General features: G+C 46.3%; 10 protein-coding genes and 1 riboswitch. All 10 genes read right to left on the bottom strand.

Annotated elements, in window-relative coordinates; all coding sequences use genetic code 11:
• Nucleotides 1-127: 127 nt before the first annotated feature.
• Nucleotides 128-1,012: a UbiA-like polyprenyltransferase gene (locus tag MKX34_RS02480; RefSeq protein ID WP_036681005.1), complete on the bottom strand. Its 885-nt coding sequence runs from the start codon at nt 1,010-1,012 to the stop codon at nt 128-130.
• Nucleotides 1,013-1,050: 38 nt separating this feature from the next.
• Entirely contained in the window at nt 1,051-2,337 is a 1,287-nt protein-coding gene (locus MKX34_RS02475) for an aspartate aminotransferase family protein (protein WP_076297304.1), read from the bottom strand.
• Between the two features lie 97 nt (nt 2,338-2,434).
• Complete coding sequence (locus tag MKX34_RS02470) at nt 2,435-4,360, bottom strand: U32 family peptidase (protein ID WP_076297303.1); 1,926 nt, start codon at nt 4,358-4,360, stop codon at nt 2,435-2,437.
• Nucleotides 4,361-4,403: 43 nt separating this feature from the next.
• Nucleotides 4,404-5,195, bottom strand: a complete 792-nt coding sequence (locus MKX34_RS02465; protein WP_036681014.1) for an energy-coupling factor transporter transmembrane component T — start codon at nt 5,193-5,195, stop codon at nt 4,404-4,406.
• Nucleotides 5,188-6,090, bottom strand: coding sequence for an ATP-binding cassette domain-containing protein (locus MKX34_RS02460; protein WP_036681017.1), 903 nt, complete (start codon nt 6,088-6,090; stop codon nt 5,188-5,190). The genes MKX34_RS02465 and MKX34_RS02460 overlap by 8 nt, the downstream gene beginning before the upstream one ends.
• On the bottom strand, nt 6,081-6,935 hold the full coding sequence (locus tag MKX34_RS02455; protein WP_051491165.1) for an ATP-binding cassette domain-containing protein: 855 nt from the start codon (nt 6,933-6,935) through the stop codon (nt 6,081-6,083). The genes MKX34_RS02460 and MKX34_RS02455 overlap by 10 nt, the downstream gene beginning before the upstream one ends.
• 29 nt (nt 6,936-6,964) lie before the next feature.
• Complete coding sequence (locus tag MKX34_RS02450; RefSeq protein WP_036681020.1) at nt 6,965-7,522, bottom strand: Gx transporter family protein; 558 nt, start codon at nt 7,520-7,522, stop codon at nt 6,965-6,967.
• The gene (locus MKX34_RS02445; RefSeq protein WP_036681022.1) at nt 7,506-7,895 is read right to left on the bottom strand and encodes a NusG domain II-containing protein; all 390 of its coding nucleotides are present in this window, start codon (nt 7,893-7,895) and stop codon (nt 7,506-7,508) included. Before MKX34_RS02445 ends, MKX34_RS02450 begins: the two co-directional genes overlap by 17 nt.
• An 819-nt stretch (nt 7,896-8,714) precedes the next feature.
• Nucleotides 8,715-9,650 carry an alpha/beta hydrolase gene (locus tag MKX34_RS02440; RefSeq protein WP_305953669.1) on the bottom strand — a complete coding sequence of 312 codons (936 nt, stop codon included), beginning with the start codon at nt 9,648-9,650 and terminating at the stop codon, nt 8,715-8,717.
• 147 nt (nt 9,651-9,797) lie between these two features.
• Nucleotides 9,798-11,795, bottom strand: coding sequence for a choice-of-anchor A family protein (locus MKX34_RS02435; protein ID WP_339204335.1), 1,998 nt, complete (start codon nt 11,793-11,795; stop codon nt 9,798-9,800).
• A gap of 108 nt (nt 11,796-11,903) precedes the next feature.
• Nucleotides 11,904-11,994: riboswitch (cyclic di-GMP riboswitch) on the bottom strand.
• Nucleotides 11,995-12,080 lie beyond the last annotated feature (86 nt).

Raw genomic sequence — 12,080 nt, 5'->3', positions numbered from 1 at the left:
AGGAAAGCTAGCGTAGCCAGCTTTCCGATTCCTTTGCCTACCCCTTTTGGGTAGGCTATTGTCTTTTGTTGTTAGTTTGCGGGCAATGCGCCAATGCTCAGCCAGCCGGCTCACCAAAGCCAGCTCTCTAACTAACATAGAAAAAATCAATCAGCGTACACAATAATATCACTATGCTGATTACCTGATTTAGATTATAAGAAGCCACCTTCATCAGCTTACGATTCGAAGGTTTTATTATCTTATGCTCGGTCATCAGGAGCAATGTAGCGATGCCAATCCCAACCAGATACATCCAGCCGAGATCCTGCCATACGTATAGGAATAATAGCAGCATAATCATAATGAAATGTAGACCTTTGGCGATACGCAGCGCATTCTCTAATCCAAAGAAGCTCGGAATAGACCATAACCCATGCCGCCGGTCAAATTCAATGTCCTGAGTGCCGTAGATAATATCAAATCCGGCAATCCAGAGCATAACTACCGTTCCGATCACAAACGGTGTAAATGCGATATTTCCAGTTACGGCAAACCATGCACCAATCGGCGCGGAAGCAATGACAAAGCCTAAATATAAATGGCTGAGAAAGGTGAAACGTTTTGTATAAGAATAAGTCGATATCAATACGATTGCTACCGGCGATAAGAGCAGGCAGAGCAAGTTCAGCATGCCTGAAGCCACAATAAAGATGGCATAATTGACAATAACAAAGACAACCACTTCTTTTTCTGCCAGTAACCGTTGTGGCAAATGCCGATGTGCCGTACGAGGATTCTGTTCATCAAACGTACGGTCTGCCAGCCGATTGAATGCATTAGCGCCATTACGGGCACCGATCAATGCAATCAGACCCCAGATCATTACATGCCCTGATGGCCAGCCCCCAGCGGCCCACACCATAGAGATAATGGCAAACGGCAGCGAAAAAAGTGTATGAGAGAACATCACCAGTTCACTGAACATTTTCAGCTTTAGGCCTGCAGTTTTAAAAATGTTTAGAATAGCCATTCGTTTTCCTCTTTCTTCGCTACTTGAAATTCATTGTATTAGACATTAAGCTCCGCAAGGACTTCATTCAGGTTGTTAAGCAGCCCGTCGATATCCTCTTCCGTAATAATCATCGGCGGTTGAAAGGCTAGTACGTTGCGTCCTATACCATTTTTGCCGATCAGGTATCCTCTGTCTTTCATCGCTTCCAGCACTTGATCTGTAAGCGCCGCAGAGCCTTCAGCATTCTCACCAGCAAGCTCCGCTCCCAACATAAGCCCAATTCCCCGGACATCCACAATAAGCGAAGGATAACGCTCTTGAAGGGTCTTTAGCCCTGCTTTCAATTGTTCTCCGAGCAGCACTGAGCGTTCAGGAAGCCGTTCATCGCGAATATAATCAAGCACAGCCAGTGCTGTTGCAGCAGATACCGGATTGCCTCCAAAGGTTGAAGCCGACGGACGGTCCAGCGCAAGTGCAATCTCATCCGTTGTCGCAAAAGCCGCAACCGGAATTCCATTCCCCAGTGCCTTAGCCATACTTATAATATCGGGCACTACGTCAAAATGCTCCATAGCGAATATTTTGCCTGTACGACCAAATCCAGTTTGAATTTCATCAGCGATCAGAAGTACGCCGTATCTCTCCAGCAACATTTTGACCTCACTGAAGTAGGTTGGCGTTGGCATAATCATACCCCCATTGCCTTGGATTGGCTCTACGATCATCGCAGCGATAGTATTCCCCTTCTCCTCAAGCACTCGCTCCAGAGATTCCAGGGAGAGTGCAGCGGCTTCCTCCAGAGATAGTTCTGGATGATATGGGCGAGGAATAAACTCAACGTCATGATCCAAGTATTTATCGGTACGCCACATCGGCAGTCCTGTCACACTCATAGTTAGATTGGTACGGCCGTGTAGACCACTCTCCAATGCAATGAACCCCTTACGTCCTGTATACATCCGGGCGAGCAGCAATGCACCTTCATTAGCCTCTGAGCCGCTGTTCACGAAGAAGGTTCGGCGTAGACCGCCTGGCATAACCTCTTCCAGACGTTCAGCCAAATCCACATTTGGCTGAGTTAAATAGATCGTAGACGTATGCTGCAGCTGCTGCAATTGCTCAATCGTACGTCCAGTTATGGCTGGATTGCAGTGCCCACAAGCGACTACAGATACACCTGCGAAGAAATCTGTATATTGTTTGCCATTTTCATCATACACAAACTGCATCGAACCTCGCACAAGCTGAGGCGCATCGCGGTAAAAATGCTGTGTACACGGATAGAAATATTGCTTACGCCTCGCCACTACGGCTTCTCTTCCGATGAATTCTTGCTGTTCCATGATTAATTCCCTCTCTTCTTGTGAAAATAGTAACTTATTGATAGAGTACTGTGCATTCTTCTTACTAGCAGACGATATTTTGTCCCAAAAAATAGAATTAGTTAAATTGCAGCGAACCTAGAGTATAACCCGCATAAATGGGTTCAAGACCACCTAGCATGTCATCTTTCACTTCAGTACGATTCATAGCTTGTTGATAAGAAATTATAATTTCACGCAACTGCTGAGCACTATACGTCGCTCCTTCAATACGGAAGCTAGATATGCCTAGATCAATCATCTCACCAAGTAACGGTAAATAGCAGAGCTCTTTTGCGAACAAAAGATGGCAACGGCCGTGCTGATCACGATATACCGGATTCTCACCTTTGTCTGTTTTTAGAACCAATACATTATTGTGCACATATTGATTATCCTCTTCAGCGATAGGTTCCATTACTTCAGTATTCTCATAAAGGTCGTGCTCCATATACATTAGTGCAGGTGTACCATGTACAACAACTTCCAAAGGCGTGTCACAACGTGAGGCAAAGGTAGCAAAGTGCTCCAGCGTCATTTCCGGTGAAACCGAAAGCTGAGTCAAACCTAATTTTGCATATAATTGGGCGGAAAGATGATTGTAGACATTTAAACTACCATCTCCAATTAACGGATAACCTGTAGAGCTGTATCTGCGAATCGCTCCCAAATTAGTAACGATTATACCGTCGATCGGCAAGCGTTCTCCACCAAGCAATTGATCATATTGATCGAAATGCAGCTCGGTCATCATGCGTGGCAACCCTAAATATATTTTGCTATCGCCTTTTAGTTCACCAAGTTCCTTAATATCACGTTTTGTAAAAGGTCTGTCCGGTTCAAATACATCGCCCGGCAAATACAGACTATCCACACCCAGTTCCAATACTACGCGCGCCTGTTCCATATTATTCACACGTACAGCCAGCTTCGCTTTTGTTGTCTTAGGCTTCTTTTCTTGCGCCAAACGTTCCCGCAATTCCTCTACACGTTTTTCAGATAGCTCACGTTCTGCGGTTGGTGTGCTAAATACTTTTCCAGTGCTATAGAATTTGCCCGTACCTTCATAACGACGGTTGATATTAGCTAACCCTGGTTTACCAAAAGCATAAGCTGTCGAAAAGTCGCGCTTGCGGTTGTTGTACAGTTCTTTGGTATCAACCGTACGATCAAAACCAATCGGATCATCGATATATCGGTCAATGGCTTCGCCGTAGCTATTCGCCAGCATCACCATAAATTCCTTATCACGCATACGGCCCTCAATTTTAAAAGAAGTAATGCCTGATTCAATCAATTCCGGAAGATGCTCATACATAAACATATCTTTGACAGCCAGTGGATATTCAGCAGGATATACATATCCGTCTTTTTTAACCCGATAATCCCAGCGGCAAGGCTTCATACATTTCCCCCGGTTGCTGCTCATACCAAAAACATGGGAACTAAAGTAACAATTTGCACCATGCACAGAGCACATATCTCCATGAATAAAATATTCCAGCTCCATGCCACTCCGCTGACCAAGCAGCTTAGCTGTCTGCAGGTCCATTTCCCGCGAGGTAACTACACGAGTTACACCCAGATCACGCAGCGCATAGATCATCTCCAGGTTGTGAACATTCATCATTACTGAAGAGTGAATAGGAAGGTTAAGCTCCATCTCCCGAATAAGCTCCAACACTGCCATATCCTGAACAATCAAGGCATCCGGCCGAGCACTATCAAGAAAACGCAGGTATTCTCTAGCTTCTTCCACATCTTCCTCACTAAAAAGATTATTCACAGTGATATACACTTTTTTGTCTAGACGGTGTGCGATATCAAGTGCCTCTACAATCTCTTCATGAGTAAGATTATAACCTTTACGCATCATTCTCATATTCAATACAGGTCCACCAAAATAAACTGCATCACACCGTGATTGGATCACTTCCTTGAAAATCTCAAACGTTCCTGCGGGTGCGAGTAATTCAATTTCTCTACCGTTAAAATAACGTGCCATTCAAGTTCCCTCCCAAGTTGATACTACTAATAGGGAATGAGTATTATAACAAAGCTACTGCAATTCCCATGACCACAAACATCCCAATAAAAACAGTATCGAATTTGCCCCACCTTAGGCGGTGATACCGACTGCGGGGAGCATCCATGCGAAAACCGCGGGCTTCCATGGAATACACCAGATCCTGAGCACGCCTAAAGGCACTGGCGATAATCGGGACCAGCAGGGAGACTAACATCCGTCCCTTTTCCTTCAAAGGCAGCTCTTTTAGATCAGCTCCCCTTGAGGCCTGCGCTTTCATTATGATCTGCGATTCATCTAGAATCGTAGGAATGAAACGAAGTGAAATGCTGATCATCAGCGTGATACGGTCAGGGGATAAGCCAAGCTTTTTGAAGGGTGTCAAGATCCCCTCCAACCCTTGATTCAGCTTCCCCGGCGTTGTTGTGAAGGTCAGAAGCGCTGTAAAGGTGATAAGAAAGAACATGCGGATGACCGAAAATGCCCCTAATCTTAGCCCTCCCTCATAGATAGACCAGGAACCAAGAGTCAGCACTACCTCCCCTGTCTTCACAGACACCACCTGCACAATAAAGATAAATAACATTAAATAACGTAAAGGCTTAGCTGCTTTCAGGAAGTATTTAAGCGGAATCCGCGTGGAAGCCATAACGGCTATCGAAAAAATAGCCAACACAGCCATGGCCATCCACGAACGTGAGAGCAAGATAACAGCTACGTATAATAGCATGCCAGTGATTTTGGCACGAGCATCCAGCTTGTGCACCCACGAACCGGTCTCAATACTCCGACCTAAGATCAGTTTCTCATTCATGGTCATCCCTCTTTCCATCGGGCTTACCAGTGCTTATTGATTCCGCTGGCAGCGAAGCTATAAGCTCTGCCAGACTCTCAGCCGTCAAGCGGGGGACTTCATCCACAAGACCTAAATGATCAGCAACTGCACGCCAGTAACGAAGGGACTGCGGAACCGTCAAACCACACTGTTCCAGAATCGAAGGATCATCTGCAAGTGCCTTTACACTGCCCTGAAACGCCGTGCTGCCCTCTTTAAGTACAACCCAGCTGTCCGCATAGGGCAATAACTCATCCATCCGATGCGTAACGATAATGATCGTTCTGCCCTGCTCACGGCATAATCGCTCCAGCAAGCTGATAAGCTCTGCACGGCTAATGGGATCAAGCGTTGCCGTGGGCTCATCCAGAACGATGACCTCAGGGTCCATAGCTAGCACGGAAGCGATAGCCGCTTTACGCATTTGTCCACCGCTCAATTGAAAAGGATTCCGCTCCAGCAACGCGAGATCCAGCCCCATATCTGACATGGCCTGACGTGCACGTGACTTTGCCTCATCGAGACTCATACCGAAATTAAGGGGACCGAAAATGAGATCCTTTTCGACCGTATCTTCGAACATCTGCTGCTCCGGAAATTGAAATACCAATCCGACTCGGCGGCGCAGTGGCATTAGCTTAGGTGACTTCTCACCAGCCTGAATGGTTACATCAAGCACTTTTACCATACCCTCGGTTGGTTTCAGTATCCCGTTAAACATTTGCAGCAGCGTCGATTTACCTGAGCCCGTCGCCCCCGCAATACCAACCATCGAGCCAATGGGTACACTGAGGTTAATGTCCCGGAGCGCCGTCAGCTTCCAGAGGCTTCGTTCAGCGTAGGTGTAACTTACTTGCTGTAATTCTATGGCCATAACGTGTCTATAAGCTCCTTTTCACTGATCGGAACATCCACATGAATACCCTGGTTCTGCAGCTCGCGTGCAAGGCGCCAAGGATAAGGTTCACGCAGATGGCATTTTTCCAGAAGCTCCTCGTTCCGGAACAACTCCGCCGGTGTAACATCTGCAGCCAAACTACCTCCATGCAGCGCAAGCACCCGATCCGATGCCAAAATCTCATCTGCATCATGCGTAATCATGAGGATCGTGTACTTCCCTTCTGCCCGCATATCCTGCAGAATGCCGAGAAGGTCATTTCTGCTTCCTTCATCCAACATAGAAGAGGCCTCGTCAAAAATGACGATGCCTGGTTCCATAGCAAGAATGGAAGCGATAGCAACACGCTGCTTTTGGCCTCCCGACAGCTCACCCGGATGCTTGGACAACAGATGATTTATTCCTAGTCTTGTCGTATAGGAGTGCAAACGTTCAGCCATCTCTTCGTACGGCAAACAAAGCCCTTCCAGGCCGAATAGGATATCTTCCTCTACAGTGGCTCCAATAAACTGATTATCTGGATTTTGGAACACCATTCCGATACATTGCCGAATGCTTCCGATCGTTTCCTCACTAAGCAGCATGCCACTAACCTCAATCTCACCAGCCCCCTTAGGCAGCAGAGCATTAAGCAGCTTGACCAACGTAGACTTCCCGCAGCCATTAGGACCAACCAAGCTGACCCATTGTCCTTGTGAGATAGATAACGTTATATTTTGAAGAATCGGATGCTCGGGATCATAGCCAAACGATACCCCATCCAGAGAGATGACTGCTTGTCCTTCTCCCTCTAAGTCTTGACCTTCGTATGATTCATTCATGTTAGTCATCCTTCCGCTGATGTGACTAATCAGTCCAAAAATTCTTCAAACAGCGATATTTTTGACAATGACGCCACCAAATAACGGACTGCATAGCCCACGGCAATTCCTGTTACTACCCCAGTGATCAGCAGCATGGGAAGATAATAAAAAATACTAAGTGATGCAAATACCATAGAAGCTGCCAGCAGCTGACCGATATTATGTGCAATCCCACCAGCTATACTAATTCCGATCAAGCTTATACTCTTACCTTTGCCACTAATCAGCATCAGCACAAACATAACAACAAAGCTAAAAAGTGAACCAAATAAACTAAACAGCAAGCTTGAGAAGGTACCTAGCAGAAATGCAGTAAGCAGTGTTTTGAGGATGACAAGCAGGAAAGCATCCCGTCCACGTAAAAAGTAAATACAAGTCAAAATCATAATGTTGGCCAGTCCGAGCTTAGCACCCGGCACCAGTCCCATCCCGGATAACGGAATCTGTGCCTCTATTAAACTTAACACTACTGCCACTGCGGCGAAAATCGCAATAATCACTGTTCTTTTTAAAGCTGTTGCAGATTCACTACTGGACATAGGCATCTATATCATCCTCCCCCGACGCACTGGTGATTTCGACTAATACTCTATGCGGTAGACAGACAATCGTCTGTTTGGGCAGGGTAATAAAACCAAAACCTAGGCAAACTTTATCAGCGCAATCGGCATCGTACATTTCAATCCCGTAATCATGCACCTTCAAAATGTTATAGCCGCGTTCCGTGCGGACCTCAATGGTTTGTTCTTCTTTTGTAAGCTTTACCGTTTTAAATAACTCACCGTCCACCGTTACATTGGCTATGAGATTTTTACCGGCCCCACCTTTGTCATCATTGTCCGAAAACCATCTCGGTACGAGAAAAGCGAGCGCAGCAATCAATACGATGGAAATCAGCCACACATCTGCGCGTTTCATAAAAATCTCCCTTATTTTTTAATTAAAATCCAGACTTATTAATTATAACGGTCTACCCTCAATCCTTCAATCAATGTTGGAGTTTATTGTCAGTTTTAGAGAGCTGTTCACAAAATAGGCACGCAAAATAACCCCAGCAGACACAAGCCCTTCGTCTCTGGCATTTTCAGTTGTAGTTTGTAGCGTTTGCAAAAATATCCAACTTACATTTTAGCCCATTTGCACCGAGATCGCCCATCTCCTCTGGTTTACTAGCTTTTCCGGAATAATTCACAATTAACCCAATTTAAGTTACTTTCGAAATCTAAGCGCTCCCTATCGAGGTTTGTTTCTCTCTAGAATCAAATAAACCTTATCTTGGAATTCATTATTATATTTGCCTTTTAAACAATAGTGTGTTATATTTATATGGTATTTGTTTTTCGATATATTGAATATCCCCACCAAGAAGATGTCAGGCCGACTATTATACACATCGGCATTTTGGACAAAGAGGCTTTATGTTTTCTTGCAGTACTCTTCCTTTTTATGAGATTAAATTCGAAATATAGCATTCCGATTCACACTGGCGCGGTCAATGGAGCCGCAAGGGCAAAAGAGAGGTAGGGCTTTTGTCGTATTGGAAGGATTATTCTCGCCACACGGCTGCTGGAAATAACAAGGAATCAAGACACCCGTTACTCACGAACGGCGGGGGATGAATATAACGAGAAAGCATGACGGTACGATCCTTATTCAAGGACTACGTCATGTGTGGAAAAATATAGGCGCCCGATAACCGCTACCTAGCGGATATCGGGCGCTGTCTACGTTCAGGACTTATTTTACATATCGGCTTACAAAAGCTGTTACTACATCTATATACCCCGCCTTATCCGTATCATAAGACAATCCATGCCCCGCTTGCGGCACTATGAGCCTCTCTTTTGGACTCTGGCATGCCTCATACAATTCATTCATCATAGCAAAAGGTACAAAGTTATCCGCATCCCCATGAATAAAAAGAATCGGAACCTTCGCTTTCCGCACTTGTTTTAATGTAGAGGCTTCACCAAAACCATACCCCGCCTTCAAGCGGGTGATTAGACTTGCACTTTGAACGAAAGGGAAACTTGGCAAACGATACATGCGTCGTAGTTGGTAAGATAATTGTGCTTTTACTGAGGTATAAGCGCAGTCCGCAACAATAGCTTTTACCTGCGGCGGAAGATCTTCCCCTGAGGTCATTAGCACTGTAGCACCGCCCATAGAAACACCGTGAAGCACAATTTGAGCACTAGACCTAGTCTTTTTAATCATGTATTCAATCCATTGCAAATAATCTTTTCGTTCCGGCCAACCAAAACCAATGTAATCCCCTGCGCTATCTCCATGCCCCCTTGCATCGGGAATTAGGATGTTAAAGCCTAAGTTCTCGTAGTAGATTTTGGCGTACGCCCCCATATCCTTTGCTTTACCTGAATAACCGTGGGCTAGAATGGCTGTGCGTCCCGCAGCACGATTAGATTGGAGTAAGAAACCTCTTAGTTTAAGTCCATCTGCAGATACGATCTCAATATTCTCGAAGCTCTGGCGAGAGACCCAATCCTTCCCCTCCCCCCAAGAAGCTCCGGCAACCGGAGGATCAGCCTTCAGATTAGGATTATTACTTAGAAATACCTTTGGTGCTCGTTTAATAGCAATACCATAGAAGAAAAATCCCACATAGATTAGAATCCCTATGATGATTACAGCGCTAATAATGAACCATATCAATTCGCCTTCGCCATCCCCTCTTCATTTCTTTTGCAACAAGAGTATACCATCTACTTAGAATGCACCAAACTATCGCAATCATGACATACAAATAGAGCCGCCATCGGGACACCCCCCGAAAGCGACTCTATGTTGCTCTACCGTTTATTATTTATTCTTTTTGGAGAACTTGGTTCTCATTAATAATCCGATAAGTGCAAAACCCAAACCTGCTACATAGTAAGGTGCAGGACTTGATTCACCCGTTTTTGGCAATTCCTTCACAGGTGGCTTACCTAATGGGATCGTATCGTCCACTACGATGATTTCATCAGGTGTTGGTGTTGGCGTTGGTGTCACTGCCGGTACCGGACCTAATGGGATCTCATCATCATCAACAAGTACTTCTGTGCTATTCGACGGTGTTGGTACTGGCGCTGGTGTCGGCGAAGCTACAGGCCCAAGCGGCACAGGATCTTCTGCAAGAACTATAGTGCCAATTACGGATGATGGCGTGGGTGTCGGGAACACCGAAGTCTCTGGTGTTGGTGTTACCTCTGGCGTTACCGTCGGTGTCGGTGTTGCTTCAGGCGTTACCGTCGGTGTCGGTGTTGCTTCTGGCGTTGGCGTCGGCGTTGGTGTCACTGTTGGCGTCGGCGTCACTGTTGGCGTCGGCGTCGGTGTTGGTGTCGGCGTTGGCGTCACTGTCGGCGTTGGCGTCGGCGTCGGCGTTGGTGTCACTGTTGGCGTTGGCGTCGGCGTTGGTGTCACTGTTGGCGTTGGTGTTGGCGTCGGCGTTGGTGTCACTGTTGGCGTTGGCGTCGGTGTTGGCGTTGGTGTCACTGTCGGCGTCGGTGTCGGCGTTGGTGTCGGTGTCGGTGTCGGTGTCGGCATTGGTGTCGGCGTCACTGTTGGCGTAGGCGTTGGTGTCACTGTCGGCGTCGGTGTCGGTGTCACTGTTGGCGTCGGCGTTGGCGTTGGTGTCACTGTCGGCGTCGGTGTTGGCGTTGGTGTCACTGTCGGCGTCGGCGTTGGTGTCACTGTCGGCGTCGGTGTTGGCGTCGGCGTCGGCGTTGGTGTCACTGTCGGCGTCGGTGTCGGTGTCACTGTTGGCGTCGGTGTTGGTGTCGGTGTCGGCGTCGGCGTCACTGTTGGCGTCGGTGTCGGTGTCGGCGTTGGTGTCACTGTCGGCGTTGGCGTTGGTGTCACTGTCGGCGTTGGCGTTGGTGTCACTGTTGGCGTTGGCGTTGGTGTCACTGTTGGCGTTGGTGTCACTGTTGGCGTTGGTGTCGGCGTTGGTCCAGGTTCATCACCATCGTATGGATAGTGGTGAAATTCACCACCACCAGTCCCTTTGAGTGAAGCCGCCACTAAAGTACCGTTAATCTGACCATTAATAAAATCAACATGAGCATAGGGGGCAAGTATGCTTCCCATTACACCTATGCCTGCCATATCAAGATACGCAGCTTGGCTAAAGTTAAGCAAAATTTTCTTGCTGTTCAACACGTTATTAGGTAGAAATCCGAAGTTTTTCATTTTTACGTTAGAACCATCAATATTAATAATTGCTGTAGATCCTGAAGGAACATTTATTGTAATTCCATAGGTATTAGAGACGTTATCTCCTGGAACATTAAAAACATTGACCGCAGGATCTGTACCTGTCAGGGTAAGACTGCCATATTGGTACACTGTTGTTCCATTCGCCGGCAATGCTGCAAGTTCTGCTGATTTGTCCTTCAAAGACTGACCTACGGCTGAAAAGTCAATCGTACTCCCCTGTCTTTTTGTACCTCCCTTGAGGAGCGTTACATTCCCTGAAAAATCTCCCCCGTGCACGATATTCCCATAAACAGTACCTCCGTTGAAAGTAAGATTCCCTCCAACAACAAGTGTGTCAGTCAAGGAAACCTCAGCAGCGGTCAACCTATCTCCAACACTATAGTTGGTTAAAGTAACGTTACCTCCAGCAGCAAACCTTCCTTCCGTATCCGAAACCGTTGTTATATCCCCTAGAATAAACACGTTGTAGACCCCTGCAATTCCCAATGTAGAAGAACTACTAGCTCCAGCAACTCCAGCTCCTAATGAGGAAAGCCCACTACCTACCGTCAAAATCCCAGCTAATACAAGCGAGAGTAACGGTCTTATTCTTCTTTTCAAATGGCACACCTCCTAAAACTATGATTTATATTAATCAGAATAATTACCAGAAACTCTAAAGGACCTAACAACAAAAAAGACCGCCAAAAAGAAGTGGAATTCCCTTCTCATGGCAGTCGGACGGTCATTGTGCCTTTAAGACACTTTAGACTCCTGGACTTTGCGTCCCGCCCTTTCAGACGGTTTGCTATTATCATGACTATATATATGTATTACACTGCAAGTCCAGAACTGGTAGCCGAAGCATTCTCTCCAATAACCGTCTATGACTTTTAATACTTTTTG

Origin of the sequence: Paenibacillus sp. FSL R5-0636, from assembly GCF_037974255.1 — a bacterium.
GTDB classification, from domain to species: domain Bacteria; phylum Bacillota; class Bacilli; order Paenibacillales; family Paenibacillaceae; genus Paenibacillus_AQ; species Paenibacillus_AQ odorifer.
This window is presented reverse-complemented; position numbering and strand designations above follow the sequence as displayed.